At 34.4% G+C, this 25,374-nt stretch carries 23 protein-coding genes; 9 read left to right on the top strand and 14 right to left on the bottom strand.

Annotated features, from left to right (window positions below):
* Positions 1–137: 137 nt before the first annotated feature.
* Complete coding sequence (locus LNP23_RS19370; RefSeq protein ID WP_230002476.1) at positions 138–1,034, top strand: cyclase family protein; 897 nt, start codon at positions 138–140, stop codon at positions 1,032–1,034.
* 190 nt (positions 1,035–1,224) lie between these two features.
* Here LNP23_RS19370 and LNP23_RS19365 read toward each other — a convergent pair whose 3' ends face one another.
* Both LNP23_RS19365 and LNP23_RS19360 read right to left on the bottom strand, forming a co-directional pair.
* Entirely contained in the window at positions 1,225–1,440 is a 216-nt protein-coding gene (locus tag LNP23_RS19365; protein ID WP_230002475.1) for a hypothetical protein, read from the bottom strand.
* Between the two features lie 71 nt (positions 1,441–1,511).
* On the bottom strand, positions 1,512–1,781 hold the full coding sequence (locus LNP23_RS19360) for a hypothetical protein (protein WP_047773416.1): 270 nt from the start codon (positions 1,779–1,781) through the stop codon (positions 1,512–1,514).
* A gap of 126 nt (positions 1,782–1,907) precedes the next feature.
* On the opposite strand from LNP23_RS19360, the gene LNP23_RS19355 reads away from it, so the two are divergent.
* Positions 1,908–2,234 carry a helix-turn-helix domain-containing protein gene (locus LNP23_RS19355; RefSeq protein WP_230002474.1) on the top strand — a complete coding sequence of 109 codons (327 nt, stop codon included), beginning with the start codon at positions 1,908–1,910 and terminating at the stop codon, positions 2,232–2,234.
* Between the two features lie 370 nt (positions 2,235–2,604).
* On the opposite strand, the gene LNP23_RS19350 is transcribed toward LNP23_RS19355, so the two are convergent.
* On the bottom strand, positions 2,605–3,291 hold the full coding sequence (locus LNP23_RS19350) for a DUF4386 domain-containing protein (RefSeq protein ID WP_047773413.1): 687 nt from the start codon (positions 3,289–3,291) through the stop codon (positions 2,605–2,607).
* Positions 3,292–3,682: 391 nt separating this feature from the next.
* Here LNP23_RS19350 and LNP23_RS19345 point away from each other — a divergent pair, with 391 nt between their 5' ends.
* The gene (locus LNP23_RS19345; protein WP_230002473.1) at positions 3,683–5,032 is read left to right on the top strand and encodes a hypothetical protein; all 1,350 of its coding nucleotides are present in this window, start codon (positions 3,683–3,685) and stop codon (positions 5,030–5,032) included.
* Between the two features lie 836 nt (positions 5,033–5,868).
* Here the strand turns inward: LNP23_RS19345 and LNP23_RS19340 are convergent.
* A complete protein-coding gene (locus LNP23_RS19340; RefSeq protein WP_230002472.1) occupies positions 5,869–6,234 on the bottom strand; it encodes a lipocalin-like domain-containing protein in 366 nt (121 codons plus the stop codon).
* 383 nt (positions 6,235–6,617) lie between these two features.
* On the opposite strand from LNP23_RS19340, the gene LNP23_RS19335 reads away from it, so the two are divergent.
* Positions 6,618–7,208 carry a M15 family metallopeptidase gene (locus tag LNP23_RS19335; protein WP_230002471.1) on the top strand — a complete coding sequence of 197 codons (591 nt, stop codon included), beginning with the start codon at positions 6,618–6,620 and terminating at the stop codon, positions 7,206–7,208.
* On the opposite strand, the gene LNP23_RS19330 is transcribed toward LNP23_RS19335, so the two are convergent.
* The 9 genes from LNP23_RS19330 to tsaD all read right to left on the bottom strand — a co-directional run bounded on the left by LNP23_RS19330 (position 7,209) and on the right by tsaD (position 15,685).
* Positions 7,209–7,775 carry a hypothetical protein gene (locus LNP23_RS19330; protein ID WP_230002470.1) on the bottom strand — a complete coding sequence of 189 codons (567 nt, stop codon included), beginning with the start codon at positions 7,773–7,775 and terminating at the stop codon, positions 7,209–7,211.
* Positions 7,776–7,777: 2 nt separating this feature from the next.
* Positions 7,778–8,959: a THUMP-like domain-containing protein gene (locus LNP23_RS19325; protein WP_230002469.1), complete on the bottom strand. Its 1,182-nt coding sequence runs from the start codon at positions 8,957–8,959 to the stop codon at positions 7,778–7,780.
* Positions 8,960–8,961: 2 nt separating this feature from the next.
* Positions 8,962–10,053, bottom strand: coding sequence for an AI-2E family transporter (locus tag LNP23_RS19320; RefSeq protein WP_230002468.1), 1,092 nt, complete (start codon positions 10,051–10,053; stop codon positions 8,962–8,964).
* 113 nt (positions 10,054–10,166) lie between these two features.
* Entirely contained in the window at positions 10,167–11,129 is a 963-nt protein-coding gene (locus LNP23_RS19315; RefSeq protein ID WP_230002467.1) for a zinc metalloprotease, read from the bottom strand.
* Positions 11,130–11,540: 411 nt separating this feature from the next.
* A complete protein-coding gene (locus LNP23_RS19310; RefSeq protein WP_230002466.1) occupies positions 11,541–12,500 on the bottom strand; it encodes a zinc metalloprotease in 960 nt (319 codons plus the stop codon).
* A gap of 159 nt (positions 12,501–12,659) precedes the next feature.
* Positions 12,660–13,154: a TrmH family RNA methyltransferase gene (locus LNP23_RS19305; RefSeq protein ID WP_230002465.1), complete on the bottom strand. Its 495-nt coding sequence runs from the start codon at positions 13,152–13,154 to the stop codon at positions 12,660–12,662.
* Between the two features lie 10 nt (positions 13,155–13,164).
* Positions 13,165–13,803, bottom strand: coding sequence for a DUF4159 domain-containing protein (locus LNP23_RS19300; RefSeq protein WP_047773394.1), 639 nt, complete (start codon positions 13,801–13,803; stop codon positions 13,165–13,167).
* A gap of 146 nt (positions 13,804–13,949) precedes the next feature.
* On the bottom strand, positions 13,950–14,660 hold the full coding sequence (locus LNP23_RS19295) for a 16S rRNA (uracil(1498)-N(3))-methyltransferase (protein WP_047773393.1): 711 nt from the start codon (positions 14,658–14,660) through the stop codon (positions 13,950–13,952).
* Between the two features lie 2 nt (positions 14,661–14,662).
* Positions 14,663–15,685 carry a tRNA (adenosine(37)-N6)-threonylcarbamoyltransferase complex transferase subunit TsaD gene (gene tsaD / locus LNP23_RS19290; protein ID WP_230002464.1) on the bottom strand — a complete coding sequence of 341 codons (1,023 nt, stop codon included), beginning with the start codon at positions 15,683–15,685 and terminating at the stop codon, positions 14,663–14,665.
* Positions 15,686–15,889: 204 nt separating this feature from the next.
* Here tsaD and LNP23_RS19285 point away from each other — a divergent pair, with 204 nt between their 5' ends.
* From LNP23_RS19285 to LNP23_RS19265, 5 genes are all read left to right on the top strand, one after another.
* Positions 15,890–20,377 (top strand): translocation/assembly module TamB domain-containing protein, encoded by a 4,488-nt coding sequence (locus LNP23_RS19285; protein WP_230002463.1) that lies wholly within the window; start codon positions 15,890–15,892, stop codon positions 20,375–20,377.
* 650 nt (positions 20,378–21,027) lie between these two features.
* Positions 21,028–22,014, top strand: coding sequence for a 6-phosphofructokinase (pfkA, locus tag LNP23_RS19280; RefSeq protein ID WP_047773389.1), 987 nt, complete (start codon positions 21,028–21,030; stop codon positions 22,012–22,014).
* Between the two features lie 83 nt (positions 22,015–22,097).
* Positions 22,098–23,102, top strand: a complete 1,005-nt coding sequence (gap, locus tag LNP23_RS19275) for a type I glyceraldehyde-3-phosphate dehydrogenase (protein ID WP_047773388.1) — start codon at positions 22,098–22,100, stop codon at positions 23,100–23,102.
* 131 nt (positions 23,103–23,233) lie between these two features.
* Positions 23,234–24,085, top strand: coding sequence for an N-acetylglucosamine kinase (locus LNP23_RS19270; protein WP_230002462.1), 852 nt, complete (start codon positions 23,234–23,236; stop codon positions 24,083–24,085).
* 10 nt (positions 24,086–24,095) lie between these two features.
* Positions 24,096–24,467 carry a methylglyoxal synthase gene (locus LNP23_RS19265; protein ID WP_047773384.1) on the top strand — a complete coding sequence of 124 codons (372 nt, stop codon included), beginning with the start codon at positions 24,096–24,098 and terminating at the stop codon, positions 24,465–24,467.
* A gap of 449 nt (positions 24,468–24,916) precedes the next feature.
* On the opposite strand, the gene LNP23_RS19260 is transcribed toward LNP23_RS19265, so the two are convergent.
* On the bottom strand, positions 24,917–25,297 hold the full coding sequence (locus LNP23_RS19260; RefSeq protein ID WP_047773382.1) for a RidA family protein: 381 nt from the start codon (positions 25,295–25,297) through the stop codon (positions 24,917–24,919).
* Positions 25,298–25,374 lie beyond the last annotated feature (77 nt).

Raw genomic sequence — 25,374 nt, 5'->3', positions numbered from 1 at the left:
TTGGGGCGGTTTTCTTCGTTTTATTCTTTTATGTTTTTAGAATTTTTCGATATATTTGTAAGTAACGCCAGTAAAAAAAAGCACTACTGAGAGCTGATAGTGAGACGTTAGAAGTACTAAATAATTGATAATTACTTATGGATAAAAGAGTAAAATTTGATTTCGAAATTTATTTCACAAACGGTGGAAGCATTAAAGGAGAAGACTTTCGACTTGACATTTCAGGAGACACAATTTCAGATAAAGAACTTGCCGATTATATTGTCGAAGATTTACGACTGCTTATGGTTGGGCAAACTAAAATACTGAATAAAGAGGTTTTTAACGAAGCACATAAAAGAAAGCCTGTTAATGAAAAATCAGGAACAGAACTATTAATTGATTTAAGTCACACTATTGAGGATGGGCTTGTAACTTATAAAGGATTGCCGGCACCCATTGTTTGCGATTATTTGAGCCGAGAAAACTCAAAGCAGTTTTATGAAGAAGGCACTCAGTTTCAAATTGGAAAAATTGAAATGGTGACCAATACAGGAACCTATCTCGATTGTCCATTTCACAGATTTGAAAACGGAAAAGATCTTTCTGAAATTGGACTGGAACATTTGGCAGATCTTGATGCAATTGTAATCAGAGTCCCCTTCACTGAAACGCTGGAAATAACAGAAAATGAATTGAAAAATTATGAAATAAGAAATCGGGCAGTTTTAATTCACACTGGTTGGGACAGTCATTGGAATACCGAAAAGTATTATGAGAACCATCCCTATCTTACGGAGGGAGCAGCCCGCTACTTAAAAGAGTGCGATGTTAAGCTCGTTGGTATCGACTCTCATAATATAGATTGCACCTCAGGAAAGACCAGACCCGTACACACGACACTTTTGGGAGCCGAAATCTTAATTGTTGAGCACCTTTGTAACCTGTCTTTAGTACCAACCAATGGTTTTACATTTAGTGCAATTCCCCCAAAATTTAAAGGAGTCGGAACATTCCCAGTGAGAGCTATGGCAAAGCTGACAAATAAAAGTTAAGCACTATATAGCCACAAATGGTAACTGTTCTAACGGTATTGTAACTTATTTATAAAAAGGCCTTTGATTGTTTCCGCTATTTAATGGTGGCTTATTCTTTTATAGATATCAAAAGAATAAGGCAGCTTTTTAAGATGCAATTAAGGGTCTTTTCTATTTCATAAAGTTTTTGCCGTTATACCAAAGCAGATTAAACGTAATTTAGCTTATAAAAACACTCGTTATGATATTTAGTTCCTTCAATATATTGTTGAGGTGACATACCATACAACGGCATACTAAGGTCAAAATAGATTCCTTTAATCCTGTCGGAGGCTTCCGGGCTATTTTCGCAGGAAGCAAATTGTTTTTTATGTAATTGTGTAAGAACTGAAGAATCTGTTTTTTCTAAATTTCTGTTTGGCATAATTGGAGACTTTAAGTAGTTAAATGCTGATATTCATTTTTTGAGAACCAAACCGTTTTTGTACTTACTTTCTAAGTGGTTAAAACTTTAATTTTTTCAATAGCTATTTTATTATCGTTTGCAACTTCGACCAATGCAAGAAGAATATCATTTCTTAGAATTATTTTGTTTCTTACATTTCTGATAATTGTTTTACTAGGTGATTTATGACCTTTTTTAACTAAACATTCAATAGTTAATTCTACATAAGTATACGGTAAGTGCTCATCTATAAATTTGTAAGCTTTTTCGTTGTGTGAATACTCATCTTTGATCTTATTATTTTTTATTAAATTTGACATATCTTTATTATTTATTACTTAATATGGTTATCGGAATTGTAAAAGTAAGAAAAATAATATATAAAATATGTCTTTTATAATATAAAATGTACAAATAGTTCTAATTTATAACAATTTTGAAAGATTATGTATACTGAAAAATTAAGTAGATTTTTTAAAGGCAAAGGACTTAAGCAAAAAGAAGTTGGTCAAATTTTAGGCTTTAGTCCAGCAATGATTGGAAGATATCTACATGGAACTGCCAACATTAACTCAGAGTTTTTGATTAGTTTAAGTAAGAATTTTCCCGAGTTGGATTTGAATTCGCTTTTTATCGAGGATAAAAGGGAACTTGATGCTGTTGGTGAAACAGGCGCGAAGTATGAAAGTGCAATTCTTGCAGATATTATAGAAATTGAAGACAAACTACAATTGCTAAAGGAGAAATTAATACGTAGAAACCTCAAAGAGTAAAAAATAAGATATATGTTCGGATTCTTTCTCGCGTTTATGCGGTGTAGAAATCTGTGCCTATTGGAACAATCAGCCATTGTAAATGCTCCAATTAGTTGATTGGCCAGTAGTTTTTTTTCATTGAATGAGTTACGAAAAAAGTAGTTTTTGTAACCATATATTTTTTCGTGGACAAAACTATTTTTGTTCGAGCATTTGCCTGCAGCAGTTTCTGTATGCATAAAGCAATAGACTATTTTTTTTGCTGTGAAAGAATATAGCTTCCTCAGTATATTTTGCATTCCTTAAACCACGAACATGTTTATCTTTCAAAACATTGAAAAATAAAGTGCTAGGGCAATGAGGAAAGGAAAATAGTATTGCAGCTTACTTACGCAATACTATTGTTTTTGACTCCCTTTATCAAAAGCCATAAAACCATTGCAAGTTCTGCAGTCGCAGATGTTATACCCACCAGAATCCCCGTTTTAGAGTGATACTCCGGGAAAAGGATAAAAGCGGTAGTATCTATTAAATAAGATAAACCACCAAGAATTAAAAGTATCCCCAATATTTTCGGGATAAATTTTGATTTATAAACTAATTGTCCAAAAGGAATGAGCCAAAGCCCCCAGAAAATTCCAATAATAACATTTCCATTCCCATACATTTTTAAGCTCAACATCGCCAACGTATTTTGTTGAATGGAAGAAAAGTTGGTCATAAAGTTTTCTTTCAGAATCAGTAGTAAATAGTATTCATTAAAAATAATGAAAAAGGCAATCGGAACACCTACCAGTACTAAAGCGACCAGAGTACGTGCCAAGTGTGCGCTGACATTCTTAAATAGATTGTACAAAGTCAAAGCTAAAAAGACAAATACCGTTTGACAGACTAAGTTACTAAAGACTCCAAATCGAAAGAGTAATTCATGATCTAGAATATTCTTTGCCGTCAAATTGATGTCGTTACTCACAAACAATTGTGTTGGAACATACATAATTCCAAAGGCACCCGTGATGGCAATTATTAAATATAATATACCGGCTATTCTTGCTGTTTTTTTGGCTGAGTTCATATTTTGAGTAGTTGGTTAAGGAGTAGACGACCACAATCGAAAAATGTTACAATCAGTTTTTTAAGAACGTTTTATAAATGATCCGGATATGGAATACCCTATTCGCAATCGCCTTAGATGGTTTTAGTGACACAACGAACTTTGTTTGTGTTTAAATTACTTATAAATTAATTAAGTAGTAACGTAAATTAATAAAATCCTTTCAATTATACATAGATATAGTTTAGTGTAATAAAATTTAGCGAATTTTACTACAAATTAATATGAATTTGTTCTGGATAGAAGAAAATAATGATTAGTAGTAGTTTAGAAAGTTTTATTTATCGATAGAATAGAATTCATAGAGGGTCAGAAAGATGGTGAGGTATAACTTAAAATAAAAAAGAGAGCAATGAGAACAATAATTACCAGAGTGTTTGTTTTTTTTACCGGTTGTATGATTCAGGCGCAAATCGTTCAGAAAATAGGAAATAATCCGACGCAACTTAATATCTCTGCCGCTTTAGAAGTGGAGTCTACCAATAAAGGCTTCTTGCCACCAAGAATGACGACAGCAGAGAGGAATGTTATTGTTTCTGCGGCAATTGGTTTGATTATTTATAATACTACAACAAACGTACTGGAAATATGGGATGGGAAGGTCTGGTACAATACTTCGGCTAGTGGACAGTACGTTCCGCTTGCAGGAGGTACTATGACTGGTTCACTATTATTGCCGGCAGACCCAACTTTAAATTTAGAGGCAGCTACTAAACACTATGTTGACACAAAAGTGGCAGCGGTTCCGGCAACGTCCGATGCAACCGTCACCGCGACAGGGAAAATACAATTAGCCGGAGATCTAACAGGTACAGCTTCACTTCCCACAGTTAAAGCCGCTTCACTAACACAAGCAGGCAAAGTTCAATTGGCAACTGCAACAGAAACAACTTTGGGAACCTCCACAACAGTAGCGGTTCAACCAGCAGGATTGAAAGTGGAATTAGATAAAAAAGCACCCATTGTAGCCCCAACATTCAGTGGTGATGCCAAAGCGGTCACAGCATTCGAAGGAGATGATGACACTTCTATTGCGACAACCGGTTTTGTAACGACAGCAGTAACCAATGGAAAAGACAATTTAGGAAATCATACCGCCACACAAGATTTGAATATAGCAGGTAAAAACCTTATTATGAAAGATCGGGCAACAGCAAATACTAAAGAGTTTCAATTATATAAAAATCTTGGAAGATTTACGATTTATAATAAAGACCGAAACTTCGATGAACTCTTTATTGACGAAACAACAGGAAGAACTACCTTAAGTTCATTAGCAATCACAAAAGGTTCAGACAGAGCAATTCCAATAATAGGTCAGGTTGCAACTGCAGCAGATGCAAGCGGTAATGTAGTTTGGAAACCAACAACAGAAACGTATTTTATTTATACATCCAATTCAAGTTTTACTTTGTCGACTACGATTAGTCAAGTGGTAATGACGGATCGACTTGCGGTCAATTTATCTCTTTACTTGCCTAATAATGCTAAACCCGGTATGTTGCACCGTATAATTAATTTATCCGATAAAACAGTTACCATTTATGCCGCTGATGATTCCGTTAGTGCACATGGCACTATTAATTATAACGTTTCTAATCTGAATCAATGGGAGTATGCTTTGCCAGGTTATCAAAAAGTAGAATTTGTTTTTTATGATAGTAAAGGAGGGTTGACTGTACCTTCTTGGTATACTTTTTAAATAAAATGGAGTATTACTTTATTTGATTTACCTCTTGCCTTAGTTTAGTGTCATTAAGTCAAAGATTATCAAAAAAACCACACGCAGATTTTAGCAGAAAGAATAAAAAAAATCCGCAGAATCCCCAAAATCTGCGTGAAAAAAAATCATTAAGTTAAAGACCATCAAAAAAAAGCCTCACGCAGATTTTAGCAAAATGAAAAAAAATCCGCAGAATGCCCAGAATCTGCAAGAAAAAATATAATTAAGTTAAAGACCATCAAAAAAAGCCTCACGCAGATTTTAACGGAATGAAATAAAGAAAATCCCCAGAATCCCCAGAATCTGCGCGAAAAAAATCATTAAGTTAAAGATTATCAAAAAAAAGCCTCACGCAGATTTTAGCAGAATGAAAAAAAACTCCCCAGAATCCCCAGAATGTGCGCGAAAAAAAGTCATTAAGTTAAAGACCATCAAAAAAAGCCACACGCAGATTTTAGCAGAATGAAAAAAAATCCGCAGAATCTCCAGAATCTGCGTGAAAAAAAATCATTAAGTTAAAGACCATCAAAAAAAGCCTCACGCAGATTTTAGCGGAATCAAATAAAAAAAATCCGCGGAATCCGTAAAATCCGCAAAATCCGCGTGAAAAAACAGCTTAACTTAATGGCACTAAACTAAAGCAAGAGACGGTCCAAAAGAATGTTTCCATTCTTAAAAATAGTGCAAAAGTTTAGTAGCTACCCAATTGATTGAATCAATTTAAACTACCAATAAATCATTTGAAATTACTTGTGATATAATTCAGAAAATGAGTCATAAAGGGGCTAATTCCAAATATAAAAGGATTGATAACTTTAATCGACTACTTTTTTATACTCAAAAGTACCCAATGATTCGTAAGTCATAACACGTTTCTGAGCGTCAAAAGAATCGATTTGAAATTTTACAGGCATAAGAGTTGAAATGATGGTTAGTTCGGAGTTATCATCAGAAAGTTTCCACTTGCCTTTTTTAATTTTGTCGCCATTAATACTTTGAAATTCTCCACCATCAGAAAAGACCTGATAAACCTGATCTGTTTTAAAGTATGACTGAATGTCTTTTTCTTTTCCGTTTTGCGTCCATTTTACCAGTTGCCATTTTCCAACAAGTTCTTTCGAAGTTTGTGAATAGGCCGAAAATCCAATTGTACAAAGTAATAGTAATAGCAGTTTTTTCATCGTTTTGAGGTTTAAATTGAAAAATTAAATTTACTGATTTTTACGAATTAATTGAGGCGATTTTAAGTAGAAAATTTTTGCCACTGATTATAGGATTAAAATGGTTTGGCCTATTTTACAGCTCTCAAAGAAATTAGAGAAAATTAGTGTAATTCGTGGCAAAAAAGCCACTGATTTCAGGTCAAAAAAGCTATACTCTTTTTATAATTATAAATTTAAAGAGACCCTTAGAGTGCAGTCAGTAGCTTATTTTACGTGATGTCTGATGAAATTTTATTAAATTCGTTGCCGTCGGTCTATTTTTAATTTTGCAACAATCCATTATGAAGTGTTTATCCCTTAAAAAATTTCTCTTATGTGGCGCTTTTTTCTTTGTTCTTTCAATGCAGGCGCAGCTAGAATGTTATACTTCGGATACTGTTTTAGCCGACACAACGTTTGTCAATTTAAAAGACTACAGTAAAGAGTTTGTGTATGACATGAAATATGCTACTGAAGATAATTTCCTCAAAGCCAAAGTGTACGATTGTGCAGAATGCCTTTTGCGATTAAAGACAGTTCAGGCCCTAGTCTCGGCCAATGAAGATTTTATGAAAGACGGTTATAAAATCAAACTTTTCGATTGTTACAGACCTTTATCGATTCAAAAAAAGATGTGGGAGATTGTGTCAAATGCGGAGTATGTTGCTGATCCAAAAAAAGGCTCCATCCACAATAGAGGAGGAGCCGTTGATATTTCACTTGTTGATGCAACCGGAAAAGAACTGGATATGGGAACTCCTTTTGATTTTTTCGGAATTCAGGCAAGCCATAACTATACGAAACTTTCAAAAAAAGTACTTTCCAATAGAAAATACCTTAAAAAAGTAATGGTGCGAAATGGCTTTAATTCTTTTGACTCAGAATGGTGGCATTATAATTTAAAAACAGGTTTAAAAGATGCGGTTTCGAATCAGAAATGGAATTGCGAGTAGTTATTCCACACATCTGATATTGTCCATGAAATAGGTATTTGGATGATAGGTTTTAGCATTCATTTCAGATACCAGATCCGCTTTTAGAATATAATCTTCAGTGTTCGTTAAGTATTTAATACGCATAATCGAAACCGGAGATTTTTTGAGGTCTTCATAATTGTCTTTTAAGAACATAAAAATACCTGTGTTAACGCGATTGTCAAAACCTTTTTCGTCATGGATAAGGGTACCGCAACTTTCTTGATTGATATGTTTTAAAGTAACGATTTTTCCGTTTTCCAATTGCAGATATACTTTTGAATTTGGATCAAAACAATTCGCTTTTATAAAGTCTTTGCTTTTTTGGATAAGTTGAAAGTTTAAGGTTGGTAAACCATCTGTTTGCGCTAGTGTGAAGAAAACATAACTGAAGCTTCCTCCAAAGTACTTCTCGCTCATCAGGTATTCATTTGTTACTTTATAGGTACCAATGGAATCGTTTACGTTTGCGCTGTATTCGCATGGTTTTTGTGCAAATGCTGTAAAGGTTAATAGAAAAAAAGTTAGTGTAATTAGTTGTTTCATTGTTAAGTTATTTTTCTGCAAATTAAAACTATTTTGTTATCATTTTTATCAGTTGTGAAAAAACAATAAAGATTTCCTCCGTTTTTTATTTTCCATTTTTTTCTAATGTTTTCGACCGTGTCAGGAAAATTTCTTGTGGTAACATTTGCCTGCTGGTTTAACAATTCCGTTTTCATGTCATTTTTGTTGTACGAAATGGTTTTTTCGATCTCAAAAACTCTTCCGGGAAAATCGATTAATTCCGCTGCGGTATATAAATGGGAGTGTTTATGGAGTTTGTTTATTTTAAAAGCGGCACTAACTTCATCAAAACCACCCGATTTCATAATCGCCGAATTGGGTTCGTACAAATATTTTTGAGGTAAATGATAGGTCGGGAAATCACCATCATGATCTAAAACAAATTCAAATGTTTCCGTTTTATCCTTTAAAATATTAGCAGTTTTAATTGTTATTGGACCTATATAGTGATTGTGAATTTCAAAAAGTAACTCTTTGACTTCATTTTCAAGCGCAATAATATGAATGTTTTTTACAAATTTCAATTCAGATAAACCTGCTGAAATGTCTAATAGCGGAGCCGTTTTTATTAAAATTGAATTTGTTTTTTCGAAGTAAAAAGGAAGCGATTCGGGAACATTAGGCAAACAGTCTTTGAGCATAAAAACCTTGCCCTTTGCATCATTTCTTCGTGAGGGATCAATATACATCCAATCCCATTTTTGATCAGATTCGCTTAAAACAATAGTAGAATCTGCCGCATAAAAGCTGCAGTTTTTAACGCCCAGTTGTTTGAAATTATGTTGTACTATAGCCGATAAATCTGCATTGATTTCACAATGTGCGATTGTATTGAAGTTTTTTGCAAAATAATAATCATCTACCCCAAAACCTCCTGTAAGATCTATTAAAGTAGCTCCGGAAATTAAAGACGTTTTATAGACAGCCGTTTTTTCAGATGAAGTTTGTTCTACTGAAATTTTACTCGGATAAATAATATTTTCCGTAGAAAACCAGGTTGGCAGTTTGTCTTTTGCCTTAGATTTGGCTTCAATTTGATTTAAAATTAAAATCCAGTCCACCTCAGGAAACGGATTTTTCTGGAGTGCTAATTTTGAAATCGAGACACCACTATTTTGAGTTATAAAGTCTTGAATAGGTTTGCTTAAAATAGAAGTGTTCAATGCTAAATTCTTTCGGTTAATACGGAGACAATTTTGTTGTTAGGAAAAAATTCTTTTAAAATTACTTTTAGCATTGTAAATACCGGAATAGCGATGATCATGCCGACAATTCCAAAAGTAATTCCACTGATTAAAATAACCAGAAATATTTCTAACGGGTGCGAATTTACACTTTTTGATGAAATTATAGGTTGACTGATGTTATTATCAATGGCCTGAACAACCAAAAATCCTATGATTACATAAATGGTAGTAGGTAAAATTTCGGATTGAAAGTCTTTGCCAATTAAACTGATCATCGTTAGAATTCCTGCTAAAGTGGTTCCTATAATGGGGCCCACATACGGAATCACGTTTAAAATGGCGCACAAAAATGCGATAACAAATGCATTTTTATTTCCGAAAATGATCAGAACAATTAAATAAAGGATAAATACTACGGTTAACTGTAATAGCAAACCAACAAAATATCGGGTAAGTAAATGGTTTATTTTAGTTATCGAATTTAGAATTTTATCCTCATTGGTATCCGGAAGAACCCTTCTGGCCTGATCTTTAAAAGTATCCTGATCTTTGATAAAAAAGAACGTAATAAAGAATACAGAAACCAGTCCCATTCCCATATCAGCCATGAATCCCATAATGGAGTTTATAAAACGGGTAAAATAGCTAAAATCGAACATGGAAGTTATTTTAGATTCTTTCAGTACTTTGTTTAAATCTACATGTTGAATGTTAAAATAGGTTTCGATACTTTTTTCGGTCTCTACAAATTGCTGCTGCAAATGATTGGTGTCTAATAAAGACAGATTGTTGGCCTGAGAAATGATTAAGGGAACAAAAAGCAGTATAAAGCCAACCATCATTAGGATAAAAAATAAGATCGTGGTTGATGCGGCTAACGAATTGCCGAATTTTAATTTATTTTTTAAAAACTGAACCAAAGGGTTTGCAATCAGGCACAATATCAGGGATATACAGAGGTATACGATTACGGTTTGTATTTCGTATAAAAAGTATAAGAGTGCTCCGGTAATTAATATGGTAGCTAGAGCTCTTAAAATTCCGTTAGATATTGTTTTTGATGTGATCATGTTGGGTCTTTAAAGTTCAAGTAAATATAAGAAAAGCTTTTTAATTTAATAGGAAACATAAAAAAAGCGGGATGAAACCATCCCGCTTTTAAGTATATTTTTCAATTTTTGGTTTAGATACCAAAAGCTGCTCTTGGTCCGCCAGTTACAAAAATAGCAGCCATTCTGTTTTTTTGTCCAGTAGAGAACATGTACATACCAGCATCGTCAGTATAGTCCATGTAGTTCATTGTCATTTCTACAGGAGTTCCAGAACAAGTGCTTAAGTGTGGGTAAGCAGGTACTCCGTAGTTTGCTGTATTGTGTGTTGGTGTATCAGATACTAAATCGCTTCCACAATTTGCATCTCCCCAGATGTGACGTAAATTCATCCAGTGACCTACTTCGTGAGTACCAGTTCTTCCTAAATTGTAAGGAGCACTTCCAGAACCGGATAATCCAAAATATTTTGTATCGATTACAACACCGTCTGTAGCAGAAGATCCTCCAGGAAATTGTGCATATCCAAGGATTCCACCACCAATTTTACAAGCCCATAAGTTAAGTTTTGTTGTTGGAGTTGTTGGATTTAAACCACCTTGAGCTGTTTTTTTCATAGCATCATTAGTTCCCCAAGAAGTTTTTGTTGTAGATTTTCTGTTAATTTTATCTAAAACAAACGAAATTCCTACATTCGCTTTCACACCTGCAAATAGCGCTGGTACACTATTGTAGTCTGAATTTAAAGCATTAAAATCTTTGTTTAAGACATCAATCTGAGATTGAATTTGTGCATCAGAAATGTTTTCTGCAGCAGTTTTGTATAAAACATTTACTACAACAGGAATTTGCACTTTACCGTTTACCAATTTGCCAACACGGCCACTTAGAAGTTGTTCTGTAGTAAAAGCTTCAATTTGATTCATTCTGATCGCTAAAGTTGGATCAGCTTTTAATTGAGCTGTTAATACGTCTTGCGATGCACATCCGCGAAGGGCAATCGCACTAGCTTCCGGGTTAGAAGCTTCAGTTGTTTGGTCATTTTGACATGAAAACAGCAAAAGTGCTGTAAATGCAGATAAAAAAACTTTTTTCATAATAAAAGGGGTTTTTGTTATATTATTGTTGATTAGTTAAACAATATGGCAATTTTATAACTAAATATTTATTGTAACAAAAATTTTACAATAAATATTTTGTGAGAAATTTACAATCCCTTGTATAGTCTAGTTCTTACTAAAAAAAACGTAATTTTTTTAAGGTGTTATTTCTTACAAATTGATATTTTTGATTTCTATAACGTTCATTATGCATTTGTTAGCGAGTCAATTTATAAGAATAATCGGATGGTAAATTTTAACATTTTGAGCTGAATTTTTATCCGTTTGACTTCTTTTGAAAGTGATTTTATTATTTTTAGAAAGTCCCGTGTTTTCATTACAACATACCCGATAAAAAAAAAGCGAGATGTCGTACATCTCGCTTTTTTTTTAAATTCTTTTGTTATTTTATAGGGCATACGCAGCTCTAACACCGCCAGTAGCAAATATAGCAAGCATTCTGCTTTTTTGTCCATTAGAGAACATATACATAGAGTAGTTATTAGTATAATCCATGTAGTTCATCGTCATTTCTACAGGAGTTCCTGCACAAGTGCTGTAGTGTGGATAGGCCGGTGCACCGCTATTTGAAGTATTGTGAGTAGGAGTGTCTGCTACTAAGTCGCTTCCGCAAGTTGTATCTCCCCAGATGTGACGTAAATTTGCCCAGTGACCTACTTCGTGAGTACCAATTCTTCCTAAGTTGTAAGGAGCATTTGCTGCACCCGATAATCCGAAGTTTTTTGGATCAAGCACTACGCCGTCAGTTGCAGCTGAACCTCCCGGAAATTGTGCATAACCAAGAATTCCACCACCAATTGGACAAGACCAGATATTAAGTTTTGTAGTAGGTGAAGTTGGGTTTAAACCACCTTGAGCTGTTTTTTTCATAGCGTCATTAGTCCCCCAAGAAGTTTTTGTAGTAGATTTTCTGATAACCTGATCCAATACAAACGTGATTCCTACATTTGCTGTTACGCCCGCAAAAAGAGCCGGAACACTACCTATGTCAGAGTTTAACGCATTAAAATCTTTGTTTAATACATCGATTTGCGATTGAATTTGCGCATTTGAGATGTTCTCTGCAGCGGTTCTGTATAGTACATTTACGACTACATGAATGGTAATAGGACCTGCCATTGCACGACCAGTTGGGTTTGAAAGCGCTTGCTTAGCCGTGAAGGCTTCGATTTCGTTCATTCTGATAGCCAATGTCGGATCAGCTTTTAGTTGTGCTTCTAATACTTCTTGTGTGGAACATGCCAGACGATCCTGGGCAGCAGTTTCTACTTTTGAAGACTCAGTTTGATCATTTTGACAAGAAAGCATCAAAAGAACTAATAATGATGATAATAATACTTTTTTCATAATAATAGGGGTTTTTTGTTATAATTATTGGTTTTAGTTAAACAATAATGCAACTTTATGACAAAAAAATATTGTAAAAAAATATTTACACCAAAAAAATATGTAAGAATTTTACAATCCCTTATATAGCGTAGTTCCTACAAAAATAAAACGAAATTATTAAGAAGTAAATTCATACAAAGCGATACTCGCCGCTTGTGCAACATTCATACTGCTGTTGTTCCCAAACATGTTGATGTGAACAATTTGATGTGCTATTTTTAATAATTCGTCTGAAATTCCATCAATTTCACTGCCTATTAAAAGAGCAATTTTTTTGTTTTCCGGAATTTGGACTTCTCTAAGAGGTTTACTATTGCTGGCAATTTCCAAAGCAATAATTTCGAAGTCGTTTTCGATTAAATAAGGAATTAAATCGTCTGTTTTTTCAATTATACTATGAGGTACATGAAGATGTGTACTTCTGGAGGTTTTGTTTATTTTTCGGGGTGTCAGGGGGATGTCCTTTCCTAAAAAGATAATGTTTTCCACTCCAAAAGCTTCTGAAATTCTAAAAAGAGAACCAATATTCTGCTGAAAATAGATATGATCGCACACTAAGGTTATCGGAAACGTTTTTCTTTCAAATTGATTTTCTTCGTGAGTTAGCTGCACTTCTTAAGGATTAGTTGGTAAAAATATAATTGATAATGTTTGCTCCCATTTTTAAAGCTTTGTCTCTAACGGCAGCAGGGTCGTTGTGTACTTCGGGGTCTTCCCATCCATCACCCAAATCACATTCATAGGTATATAACAGGACTAATTTGTTGTCGATAAAAATTCCAAAAGCCTGCGCACGTGTTCCGTCATGTTCATGAATTTTTGGAAGTCCATTGGGAAACGGAAAAGGCTTTTGAAAAATAGGATGATTAGCCGGAAGTTCAATCAGATTATTGTTGGGGAATATTTTTTTGATTTCTTTTCGAATGTATTGATCCATTCCAAAATTATCATCAATATGAAGAAAACCGCCACCGGTTAAATAATTTCTTAAATTGCTTACATCGCTGTCGCTGAAAACCACATTTCCGTGTCCCGTCATATGTACAAACGGGTAGGAGAGTAAATCAGGATTGCTCGGTTCAACCGTAGAGGGTTTTGCTTTTATTCGGGTGTTGATGTTTGCATTGCAAAACTGAATTAAATTGGGCAACGAAGTAGGGTTTGCATACCAATCGCCACCACCACTGTATTTTAATAAAGCAATTTCCTGAGAAAAAGAAGAAACAGAAACGAGTAATAATAAGTAGAGTATTTTTTTCATACAAGTATAAATTATTCAGGTATTTTCCCTTTAGCATGCATTACTCTTGTCGTTTCGATGAAGAAGAAATCGCACTGGCTAAACACACAGTTGGTGATAATTTGGATATGATTTCTTCTTCGTCGAAAGGACAGAACTAAATTTATTTATGATTTTTCATTAAAAAAAACAACACTATGGCAGGCAACAATTGCTGCTGTTTCAGTTCGCAAACGGGTATTGCCCAAAGTAACAGGTTTAAAATCGTTTTCTAAAGCCAACGCAATTTCTTTTTCTGAAAAATCTCCTTCAGGCCCGATCAGTAAAGTTACATTCTGGTTGGGTTGCAATACTTCTTTGAGTGATTTTTTATCCGTTTCTTCGCAATGAGCGATCAGTTGTAAACCTTCCTTTTTTTGTTTAATGAATTCCTTAAAAGAAATGGCAGGATTTAACTTTGGTAAAAAAGTTTCATTGGATTGTTTCATTGCCGAAAGAATGATTTTTTCAAATCGTTCCGGATTTATTGCTTTTCGCTCTGAACGATCGCAAAAAACAGGAGTGATTTCCTGAATTCCAATTTCGGTTGCTTTCTCTAAAAACCATTCGTAACGGTCATTCATTTTGGTCGGTGCTACAGCCAAATGCAAATGAAATTTAGGTTCATCCGCTTTTTTAACAGAAAGTACCTGAACCGTACATTTGTTGTCAGAAGCCAGGGTAATTTCTGTTTCAAACAAAAGACCGACACCGTTTGTAACATGTAAAATGTCCGAATCTTGTTTGCGCAAAACTTTTATAATGTGTCGGCTTTCTTCTTTGTCAAAAGAAAAGCTTTCTGTAGTTTCGTCTATATTCGGATTGTAAAATAATTGCATAATTAAAATTGAATTCGCGCTTTTGAAACGACAGCAGAAGTTTCAAAACGATTTGATAAATATTTTTGATAGCCTACAATCCCAATCATTGCGGCATTATCTGTGGTGTATTCAAATTTGGGTACAAAAGTTTTCCAGCCATATTTGCCTTCACTTTCTTTTAATCGGGTTCTGATACCTGAATTTGCCGAAACACCGCCACCAATTGCGATTTGTGTGATTCCGGTTTCTTTAACGGCTAATTTTAATTTGTCCATTAAAATTTCGATAATCGTATATTGTATAGAAGCACAAATGTCATTTAGATTTTCTTCAATGAAATTTGGATTTTCTAATTTTTTCTTCTGAATAAAGTATAGAATGGCCGTTTTTAATCCCGAGAAACTAAAATCCAGTCCCGGAACTTTTGGTTTTGTAAACGCAAAAGCTTTCGGGTTGCCTAATTGGGCATATTTATCGATAAGTGGTCCACCCGGATAAGGAAGGCCAAGGATTTTGGCGCTCTTGTCAAAAGCTTCTCCCACCGCGTCGTCTGTGGTTTCGCCAATGATTTCCATGTCAAAGAAACCGTTTACTTTTACAATTTGTGTATGTCCGCCACTAATCGTTAAAGCCAGGAAGGGAAAATCGGGTTTATCAAAACCTTCTTCGTCTATAAAATGCGCTAAAATATGAGCATGCATGTGATTTACAGCGATTAGCGGAATTTGTAAAGCAAGTGATAACGATTTGCTAAAAGAACTTCCCACCAAAAGAGACCCCATTAGACCAGGTCCCTGGGTAAATGCAATGGCGGTTAACTGTTCTTTTTGTACATTTGCCTTGCGAAGCGCAGCGTCAATTACTGGAACAATATTTTGTTGATGTGCTCTTGAGGCCAGCTCAGGAACAACACCACCATATTGATTGTGAATTAGCTGATTGGCAACAACATTGGAGAGTACTTTATCGTTATGTAAAACTGCAGCAGCAGTATCATCGCAGGAACTTTCGATGGCAAGAATAAAAACCTCTGAATTTTGCATATAAAGGCACGAATTTTGGATTATATTTGACAAATCAAATTTCTAAATTTCTTTGATTGCAGTAAACGCCAAAATTAAAGAAATTTTATCAAAACAGCCGTCCTTTGTCTGTTCAAAATAAAATTAAAAGAAAACTAAAATTATAGAGCTATCAGAAAAGTAAAGAAAATAATATCACGAACCCTAATTGGGTTAATTTTACTTTTGTTGGCTCTTGCTATAACACTGTCTTTGCCTGTCGTTCAGACAAAAATTGCAAAGTATATTACAGAATCGCTCAACGCCGATTTTAAAACTAAAATAAGTGTAGAAAAAGTAGCAATCAATATTTTTGGAGGCGTCAAACTTAAAAAAGTTCTTATTCTGGATCATCACAATAAGACTTTAATCTATTCGGATCTCATTAATACAGATATTGTAAGCATAAAAAGAGTACTCGACGGCGATCTGATTTTTGGCGATCTGCGTTTAACGGGATTAATTTTTAACCTGAAAACGTACAAAGGCGAAGACGAAAATAATATTAATAAGTTTGTTAAATTGTTTGAGACAGGCAAGCCTTCTACATCGACCAAACACTTTTTGTTGACCGCTAAAAATGCCTATATCTCCAGAGGTAATTTTTCTGTAATAGACGAGAATAAAAAAACACCCAAATTTCTTGATTTTAAAAAGCTTAACGCTTACATAAGTGATTTTAAACTGTATGGACCTGATGTAAATACAACGATTCACCGGTTTTCATTTTTGGATCATCGCGGTTTGTATGTTTCTAATTTTGCCGGAAAATTTAGTTACACCAAAAAGCAAATAAAGGTCGAGAATCTGGCTATAAAAACCAAAAGATCTTCTATTTACGGTCAGGCGATATTGAATTATAAGATAGAGGACTTTTTGCATTTTACAGATAAAGTAAAGTTTGATGTCGCACTGGATTCTGCTTCAATTGCGACCAATGATATTCGTTATTTTTATGATGGACTGGGTAAAAACCAACATTTTAAAATTAAAACTAAAATAAAGGGTACCTTAAATAATTTGAATCTAAGACGCTTAAGACTTAGCGATACCAACGGTTCAAGAATTGTTGGAACAATTAATTTCAGAAATCTTGTCGGAAGCGAAAATCAAAAGTTTTCTATGGATGGAAAATTTGATAAGCTGCTTTCGAGTTACAATGATCTGGTTGTTTTACTTCCGGGTGTTTTAGGGACCAAACTTCCGAAAGAAATTCAGAGGTTGGGCAGATTTAATATGGTGGGGAAAGCTAAAGTTTCGACTACGGCTTTGGAAACTGATTTTAAAATGACAACCGATTTAGGAAACGGTCAAATCGATTTGCATATGAATAATATGGATTTTATTGACAAAGCCTCTTATTCGGGAAATATTATACTTGATAATTTTGATGTTGGAACTTTATTACAGCGAAAAGATATTGGCAGAACTACATTAAATTTAGATGTTGACGGAGTTGGTTTTACCGAGAAGTACCTCAATACAATCGTAAAGGGAGATATTGCTAAATTAGATTATAATAAGTACACCTATAATAATATTGTTGTAAACGGTAATTTTAAATTGCCATATTATAAAGGACAGGTCTCTATTAATGATCCGAATGTAAGTCTGACATTTGACGGTTTGGTTGATTTAAGCAAACGAGAAAGCAAATATGATTTTCATATCAATGTTGAAAATGCCGATTTGCGAAAGTTGAAATTTGTAAAAGATTCCATTTCTCATTTTTCCGGTGATGCTATTGTCGAATTGACGGGAAATTCTATTGAGAATCTTCAGGGGAATGTTTATATCAAAGATGCGGTATATAAAAATCCAAAATCGACTTATGTTTTTGATGAAATAACGGTAAATTCTAATTTTGATAAAGACCGATTGCGAACTATTAACATCAACTCGTCGGATGTTGTTAATGGAGAAATCGTGGGTAAATTTCAGTTTAAAGAACTGGATAAACTGGTCATGAATTCTGTGGGAAGTCTTTATACCAATTACAAACCTTATAAAGTCAAAAAAGGACAGTTTTTGCGATTCAATTTGCATGTCTATAATAAGGTAGTCGAAATGTTGTATCCTGAAATTGAAATTGATTCCTCAACTGTTTTACGTGGGAAAATTGATTCCGATTTAAATGAATTCAAATTTAAATTCAATTCTCAAAAGATTACTGCGGCAAAAAATACATTTGATAATATCAGAATCAATGTCGATAACAAAAATCAGCTTTACAATGCCTATGTAGAGTTAGACAGTATTAAGACACCTTATTATAAAGTACGTGATTTTAGTTTGATTAATGTTACGGCAAATGATACGCTGTTTGTTCGTTCCGAGTTTAAAGGGGGAGATAAAGGGGAGGATTATTTTAATATGAATCTCTATCATACCATAGATAAAGACAAGAACAATGTTGTAGGGATTCATAAATCGGAGATGAAATTCAAAGACTATTTGTGGTATTTAAATGAAGATGCGGAAAAAGACAATCAGATTGTTTTTGACAAAGAATTTAAAAACTTTAAGATCGATAATATTGTTTTGTCTCACGAAGATCAGAAAATTGATTTAAATGGGGTTTTAAAAGGGAAAGATTATAAAGATATAGTGCTGAATTTTGAGGATGTTGATATTAATAAAATAACACCTTTCAATTCGAAGTTTGTGTTTAACGGTAACCTGAACGGAAGTGTTAATTACAAGCAGAATAAAGATGTCTATCAGCCCACAGCCTCTATTGTAATTGATCATCTTAATTTAAATAAAATTGATTTAGGAACTTTGAATTTTGATATCGCAGGAGATGAAAGTTTTAAAAAGTTTACGATAAATTCGTCCATACAAAATGGTTTTACAGAATCGTTTAAAGCAGACGGAAATTTTTCTGTAGAGAATAAGGAAACTTTTTTAGACATGAATCTAAAACTCGAAGGTTTTAATCTGGCTACTCTGGGAACAGTCGGCGGCGAAGTTCTGTCGAATGTGAGAGGAACGGTCTCGGGAAATGCAGCGGTTGTCGGAAATCTGAAGAAACCCGAAATCAATGGAAGGTTATATGTTGAAAAAGCCGGTATGACGATTCCGTATCTCAATACAGATTATGAGTTGGGTGATCGTACTGTTATTGATTTAACGGATGAGAAGTTTTTGTTTCGAAATAATCAGCTGACAGATACAAAATACAAAACCAAAGGACTGTTGAATGGTAGCATTGAGCATCATAATTTTGGTGATTGGAAATTAGATTTGAACATTTCGTCCAAGCGATTGCTGGCACTTGATACAAAAGATAGCGAGGATGCGGCCTATTTTGGTACGGCCTTTATTAATGGTACGGCAAGCATTAAAGGTCCGACAGAAAGTTTGTTTATAAAAGTCGCTGCCAAATCAGAAAAAGGAACACAGGTTAAGATTCCGATTAATAATGCGCAGAGTGTTGGCGAAAGCAGTTTTATTCACTTTGTGACCCCGCAAGAAAAATATAATCTGGAGAATGGGATAGCCGAAAAGACAAAAAATTACGGCGGTCTTGAATTAGAGTTTGACTTTGATATCACACCCGACGCCGAAGTCGAGGTAATCCTGGACAGAAATTCAGGGCATGGTATGAAAGGGAAAGGATACGGATCGCTATTGTTTAAGATTAATACATTAGGTAAATTTAATATGTGGGGAGATTTCCAGGCGTATGAAGGAACCTATAATTTTAAATATGGTGGTTTAATCGATAAAAAATTCGCCGTTAAAAAAGGAGGATCCATTATTTGGGAGGGTAACCCGCTAAAAGCCCAATTAAATTTGGAAGCCGTTTATAGAACGTCTGCCAATCCTGCCGTATTACTGGAAAATTCTTCTTTTAATAAAAAAGTACCGGTTGAAGTAGTCATTGGTTTAAGGGGAGATTTAACAAGTCCGGAGCCTAATTTTGATATACAATTCCCATCGGTAAGCAGTGTTTTAAAATCGGAGATACAATACAAATTAGATGATAAAGATGTACGTCAGACACAAGCATTGTATCTGTTGTCGACCGGTTCGTTTATGAGTGCGGATGGATTTAATCAAAGTGATTTGTCGGGAACATTTGCTGAAACTGCTGCCAGTTTGTTGGGTGGAATTATAAAATCAGATAATGATAAATTCAATATCGATTTGAATTTTATTTCTGCCGATAAGAGATTGGGGCAGGAGGCAGATGGTCAGTTTGTGGCTAATATCACGTCTCAGGTCAACGAAAGAATTACAATTAATGGTAAGGTTGGAGTTCCGGTTGGAGGTGTTAATGAATCGGCTATTGTTGGTGATATTGAAATTCTATACCGTGTTAATGAAGATGGAACGATGAACCTGCGATTGTTTAATAAAGAAAATGACATCAATTATATAGGACAAGGAATTGGTTATACCCAGGGAGTCGGTATTTCGTACGAAGTCGATTTTGATACTTTTAGTGAATTGGTCAATAAAATATTCAAAAGCCATAAATTAGAAAGAGCTTTAAAAAACAATACAGATGATTTACAGGATTCGTATTTAAATCCGGATTTCATGAAATTTTCAAACAAAAAAGATGCCGATAAGAATAAAAAGAAATCGGATAAAAAAGAAGAAGAAAAACCACAGCCAACAAATAATAACAATCAGGGACTAATACCTGATAATGATGATTTTTAAGTTTGTGTTAAAAATATCCTATAGAAAACCATTACGTCGCGTAATGGTTTTTTTTATGCTTAAATTTAGGGGTTAAGCAGTTTTTTTAGGATCAGTTTCAAAAGTTGGAAATTAAGTCTAGAAGTTGTGGAGTAATTTGTGTAAATCGCCTCTATTATCAGAATTAGCAGTTTTTGAGGTTTGTTTTATTGTTGATTTTTAAACGGTTATTTCTCGCAAAGACGCAAGGTCGCCAAGTTTCTATTCTGATTTTTTAACTTTGCGACTCTGCGTCTTTGCGAGATTTTTGTACGACTGTCACCCTGAGCGAAGTCGAAGGCTGGTTAAGTTAATAAGGGCTTCGACTTCGCTCAGCCTGACAAATGGAAAACCATCACGTCATTTAATGGTTTTTTTATGCTTAAAATTAGAGATAAAACCTTTTTTGAAGCTATTTCTTAAAATCGACAGTTTTGTAACAGTTCATTATTGTATTGTTAATTTTAGAGATTTAATTAAAAAAAGAGACTTTTATTATTTTTAATGAATTTTTTCATATCAAAAAACTTATTAACGAAAACGTTTGAATTTAACATATTTTATTAATTTATTACAATCATAACCCGAAAAGTGGTGAATGTTTGCTAATTTTACACTTTAATACTTAAATAATGCCAAAAACAATAAAAAAAGTAGGTGTTCTAACCTCAGGAGGTGACTCACCAGGAATGAATGCCGCAATACGATCAGTTGTTCGAACATGTGCTTATCATAATATAGAATGCATAGGAATTTATAGAGGGTATCAAGGAATGATCGAAGGAGATTTCAAAGAAATGGGCCCTCGAAGTGTAAATAATATTGTAAACAAGGGAGGAACGATCTTAAAGTCGGCTCGTTCTGTGGATTTTAGAACGCCGGAAGGCAGAAAAAAAGCACACGAAAATCTTGTAAAATCCGGAGTTGATGCTTTGGTTGTCATAGGTGGCGATGGAAGTTTTACCGGAGCATTACTTTTTAATACAGAATTTGGTTTTCCTGTAATGGGAATTCCGGGTACGATTGATAATGACATTTTTGGAACCAGTTTTACTTTAGGGTACGACACGGCTTTAAATACAGTTGTAGATTGTATTGATAAAATTAGAGATACTGCCAGTTCACATAACCGATTGTTTTTTGTAGAGGTTATGGGTAGAGATGCAGGTCATATTGCTCTTAATGCCGGAATTGGAGCCGGTGCAGAGGAAATTCTTATTCCTGAAGAAGATTTAGGTCTAGAGCGACTACTTGATTCTCTTCAAAAAAGTAAAGCTTCAGGAAAATCATCCAGTATAGTAGTTATTGCGGAAGGCGATAAAATTGGTAAAAACGTATTCGAATTAAAAGATTACGTTGAAGCTAATTTACCTGAATATGATGTAAGAGTATCCGTTTTAGGACATATGCAACGTGGTGGTTCTCCATCTTGTTTCGACAGGGTTTTAGCAAGCCGCTTGGGAGTAAAAGCGGTGGAGTCTTTAATCGAAGGAAAATCAAATTACATGGTTGGATTGCAACATGACAAGGTTACTTTGACGCCTCTGGAACAAGCAATTAAAGGGAAATCTGAAATTGATAGAGAGTTACTGAGAGTGTCTGATATCATGTCGACATAAAAAAATAAGTGAGAAAGAAATGAAGTTTATTGTGAGGAAATTAGACTTTAAATTAGCGTAATAAAAAACAAAAATTAAGTAAAATGTCAAAAGTAAAATTAGGAATAAACGGATTTGGACGTATTGGAAGAATCGTTTTCAGAGAATCTTTCAACAGAGATAATGTAGAAGTAGTTGCAATCAATGACTTATTAGATGTAGATCATTTAGCTTATTTATTGAAATATGATTCAGTTCACGGTCGTTTCAACGGAACTGTAGAAGTAAAAGAAGGAAAACTATACGTAAACGGAAGAAATATCCGTATTACTGCCGAAAGAGAACCAGCAAACCTGAAATGGAATGAGGTTGATGTAGATGTGGTGGCAGAATGTACTGGTTTCTTTACAACTCTTGAAACAGCAAATGCACATATTACAGGTGGTGCTAAAAAAGTAATCATTTCTGCTCCGTCTGCAGATGCTCCAATGTTTGTAATGGGAGTAAATCACGAAACGGCTAAAGCATCTGATACAGTTGTTTCGAATGCATCTTGTACAACGAACTGTTTAGCTCCCTTAGCTAAAGTTATTCACGATAATTTCGAAATTGTTGAAGGTTTAATGACTACGGTTCATGCAACAACTTCAACTCAAATGACTGCAGATGGTCCGTCAAGAAAAGACTGGAGAGGTGGACGTGCAGCTTCAATAAATATCATCCCTTCTTCTACCGGTGCAGCAAAAGCAGTAGGAAAAGTAATTCCTTCTTTGAACGGAAAATTAACTGGTATGTCTTTCCGTGTTCCAACGGCTGACGTTTCTGTAGTTGATTTAACGGTAAAAGTAGCTAAAGAAACTACTTACGAAGAAATTATGGCTGTTTTGAAAAAAGCATCTGAAACTACTATGAAAGGTATTTTAGGTTATACAGAAGATGCAGTTGTGTCTCAGGATTTTATTTCTGATTCAAGAACATCTATCGTTGATGCTACTGCCGGAATTGGTTTGAATTCAAGCTTCTTCAAATTGGTATCTTGGTACGATAATGAGTACGGATATTCTAGTAAATTAATTGATTTATCTGTGCATATTGCAGGTTTAAAATAATAAATCCTATTTTTGCAAAATCCCGTTATGTCAAAGTAACGGGATTTTGTTATATTGTTATTTCTTTAATTAATGTAGAAAGCACACTTTTTTAATTGTTTGAAGAAAAACTAATCCAAAAACTAAATAAAATGAAATTAATAGTTGATAGTGGATCTACTAAAGCCGATTGGATTGCAATTGATGATAATGGAAAAGTATTATTCACAACACAAACCCTGGGGTTAAACCCTGAAATTCTTGACGGTCCGGAAGTTATTGCCAGAATAAGCGATCGTTTTGATATTTTGCAAAACAAAAAAAATGCTACACATTTGTTCTTCTATGGAGCAGGTTGTGGAACGGAAAGAATGCAATCAGAATTATCGCGAATTTTTCGTGAGTTTTTTGAAAATGCAATTGTTGAAGTTCACGAAGATACCTATGCAGCGGTTTATGCAACTACTCCAAAAGGAGAATCTGCTATTGTAAGTATTCTGGGAACAGGTTCTAACTGCAGCTATTTTGATGGAAAAGTATTGCATCAGAAAGTACAATCTCTAGGGTATATTGCTATGGATGATTGTAGTGGAAATGTTTTCGGAAAAGAACTGATCAGGAAATATTATTTTAATAAAATGCCTAAAGATTTGGCGATTGAATTTGAAAAAGAATATAATTTGGAACCTGATTTTATCAAAAATAAATTATACAAAGAACCTAATCCAAACGCGTATTTAGCGACTTTTGCTAAGTTCTTAATCAAACATAAAGACACTGAGTTTTGCAGAAAAATCATTTTTAAAGGAATGAAATCGTTTGTTAAAAACTATATTAAACAATTCGATAACTGTAAAGAAGTGCCGGTACACTTTGTTGGTTCAATAGCTTTTTACTTAAAAGACGAATTGCAGGAAACATTTAATAAATATGAACTTCAGCTAGGTAACGTATTAAGAAGACCAATCGACGGATTGATTGCGTATCACGTTGCTAACCAATAGTTCTGTATTTATGGAGATCGCAATAATTGCACACGATGGAAAAAAAGCAGACATGGTTCAGTTTTTAAATAAAAATAAGAATCTTTTGCTTCGGGAAAATATAAAACTAATTGCAACCGGAACAACGGGAGGCAAAGCAGAAAAGGCTGGATTTAAAGTCCGAAAAATGCTTTCAGGTCCAATGGGAGGTGATGCCCAGATTGCAGCGAGAGTTGCCGAGGGTAAAACGCAGCTGGTTTTCTTTTTTAAAGACCCGTTAGCAAGTCATGCACATGAAGTGGATATTAATATGTTGATTCGGGTTTGTGATGTACATAACGTGCCATTGGCTACAAATGAAGCTACAGCGCAATTGTTGTTAAATGCGGTTACATTGCTATAGTTTCTCTAACATAAAAGAATAGTGCAAAATTTATTTGCCATAGGAACCGTTTCATTTGTGAGGCGGTTTTTTTATGCTTTGACTTGTAATGAATCAAGTCCAAAAGATGCGGGGATGTAAATTTCGCAGAGTCGCAAAATCGCAAATTTTTAAGGAAAAAGCAGCAAAAAAGGCTTTGATACTGCGTTCCATTTAGAGTAACCCAAAGTAATAAAGCAGAAAAGACAAGGATAAAGCTTAAAAGTAACAAGAAAAAACTTTGCGGCTTGGCGTCTTTGCGAGATTATCAAAGCGAGAAGTTAGGAAATAGGAACTTAAAAAGCCGTGATAAAAAAGTATAAGACCTGTTACTTCTGAAAAAAAAGAATAGAAAAAATAACTATTTCTGGTTGGAGTATACAATGTGCCGCTGGTTATAAATAAAGCAACGGCACAATTGTTATTGATTGTTATTGCACAGCAATTATAGAAATTTCTACATTAACATTTTTTGGCAAACAAGCTACCTGAACTGTTTCACGAGCCGGAGCGGTTTTTTCGTTGAAATAAGAACCGTAAACCGTATTTATTGCAGCAAAATTATTCATGTCCATAATAAAGATAGTGGCTTTCACTACGTTCTCGAAAGTCATGTCAGCTGCTTCTAAAATAGCGGCAATGTTTTGCATAACCTGCTCAGTCTCGTCATTGATATTCGCAGTAATCAGTTCTCCTGAAGCAGGATTGATTGCGATCTGACCAGAAGCATAAAGAGTGTTTCCTGATAATACGGCCTGATTGTAAGGACCGATTGGAGCTGGTGCTTTTTCAGTAAAAATTATTTTTTTCATAATAGTTGATTTTAAATGCTGAAAAGAGATTTTTTGAGCAACCTATTCCTGAGTAATAGTATTGCTGCATCTCTTTA

Origin of the sequence: Flavobacterium cupriresistens, from assembly GCF_020911925.1 — a bacterium.
GTDB lineage: Bacteria > Bacteroidota > Bacteroidia > Flavobacteriales > Flavobacteriaceae > Flavobacterium > Flavobacterium cupriresistens.
Note: the sequence above shows the minus strand (reverse complement) of the source record. Positions and strands in the feature narration are given on the sequence as shown.

Bases quoted from the DNA above. Each gene is read 5' to 3' on its own strand.
- LNP23_RS19340 (WP_230002472.1), bottom strand. From the start codon at position 6,234: ATGAAAAAACTGCTATTACTATTACTTTGTACAATTGGATTTTCGGCC.
- LNP23_RS19300 (WP_047773394.1), bottom strand. From the start codon at position 13,803: ATGAAAAAAATACTCTACTTATTATTACTCGTTTCTGTTTCTTCTTTT.
- LNP23_RS19260 (WP_047773382.1), bottom strand. From the start codon at position 25,297: ATGAAAAAAATAATTTTTACTGAAAAAGCACCAGCTCCAATCGGTCCT.
- gap (WP_047773388.1), top strand. From the start codon at position 22,098: ATGTCAAAAGTAAAATTAGGAATAAACGGATTTGGACGTATTGGAAGA.
- LNP23_RS19265 (WP_047773384.1), top strand. From the start codon at position 24,096: ATGGAGATCGCAATAATTGCACACGATGGAAAAAAAGCAGACATGGTT.
- pfkA (WP_047773389.1), top strand. From the start codon at position 21,028: ATGCCAAAAACAATAAAAAAAGTAGGTGTTCTAACCTCAGGAGGTGAC.
- LNP23_RS19320 (WP_230002468.1), bottom strand. From the start codon at position 10,053: ATGATCACATCAAAAACAATATCTAACGGAATTTTAAGAGCTCTAGCT.
- LNP23_RS19310 (WP_230002466.1), bottom strand. From the start codon at position 12,500: ATGAAAAAAGTATTATTATCATCATTATTAGTTCTTTTGATGCTTTCT.
- LNP23_RS19365 (WP_230002475.1), bottom strand. From the start codon at position 1,440: ATGCCAAACAGAAATTTAGAAAAAACAGATTCTTCAGTTCTTACACAA.
- LNP23_RS19355 (WP_230002474.1), top strand. From the start codon at position 1,908: ATGTATACTGAAAAATTAAGTAGATTTTTTAAAGGCAAAGGACTTAAG.
- LNP23_RS19315 (WP_230002467.1), bottom strand. From the start codon at position 11,129: ATGAAAAAAGTTTTTTTATCTGCATTTACAGCACTTTTGCTGTTTTCA.
- LNP23_RS19345 (WP_230002473.1), top strand. From the start codon at position 3,683: ATGAGAACAATAATTACCAGAGTGTTTGTTTTTTTTACCGGTTGTATG.
- LNP23_RS19360 (WP_047773416.1), bottom strand. From the start codon at position 1,781: ATGTCAAATTTAATAAAAAATAATAAGATCAAAGATGAGTATTCACAC.
- tsaD (WP_230002464.1), bottom strand. From the start codon at position 15,685: ATGCAAAATTCAGAGGTTTTTATTCTTGCCATCGAAAGTTCCTGCGAT.
- LNP23_RS19350 (WP_047773413.1), bottom strand. From the start codon at position 3,291: ATGAACTCAGCCAAAAAAACAGCAAGAATAGCCGGTATATTATATTTA.
- LNP23_RS19335 (WP_230002471.1), top strand. From the start codon at position 6,618: ATGCAGGCGCAGCTAGAATGTTATACTTCGGATACTGTTTTAGCCGAC.
- LNP23_RS19370 (WP_230002476.1), top strand. From the start codon at position 138: ATGGATAAAAGAGTAAAATTTGATTTCGAAATTTATTTCACAAACGGT.
- LNP23_RS19330 (WP_230002470.1), bottom strand. From the start codon at position 7,775: ATGAAACAACTAATTACACTAACTTTTTTTCTATTAACCTTTACAGCA.
- LNP23_RS19270 (WP_230002462.1), top strand. From the start codon at position 23,234: ATGAAATTAATAGTTGATAGTGGATCTACTAAAGCCGATTGGATTGCA.
- LNP23_RS19295 (WP_047773393.1), bottom strand. From the start codon at position 14,660: ATGCAATTATTTTACAATCCGAATATAGACGAAACTACAGAAAGCTTT.